Origin of the sequence: Rhodococcus sp. Chr-9 (assembly GCF_000801125.1) — a bacterium.
GTDB classification, from domain to species: domain Bacteria; phylum Actinomycetota; class Actinomycetes; order Mycobacteriales; family Mycobacteriaceae; genus Rhodococcus; species Rhodococcus pyridinivorans.
Map to the genome: position 1 here is coordinate 1 of NZ_JTIZ01000079.1, position 250 is coordinate 250.

Below are 250 nucleotides of genomic sequence, written 5' to 3' on the forward strand. Positions count from 1 at the left end.
GTGGGTCCCCTTTCGGAACGGGTGTTCGGCGGTGTCCTACTCTCCCACACCCTGTCGAGTGCAGTACCATCGGCGCAGACAGGCTTAGCTTCCGGGTTCGGAATGGGACCGGGCGTTTCCCTGTCGCTATGACCGCCGTAACTCTATGAAACAATAGTCCACGCAGATTCCTCGAATCACCTGCTGCTGCAGGATTTTCGGATCTGTGTGTGTTGTTTCAGATACCGCACAGTGGACGCGTAACATCTTC

At 56.0% G+C, this 250-nt stretch carries 1 rRNA gene; it reads right to left on the reverse strand.

Features of this window, described 5'->3' with window-relative positions:
• Nucleotides 1-23: 23 nt before the first annotated feature.
• Nucleotides 24-140: ribosomal RNA gene (gene rrf / locus QR64_RS11715) — 5S ribosomal RNA — on the reverse strand.
• Nucleotides 141-250 lie beyond the last annotated feature (110 nt).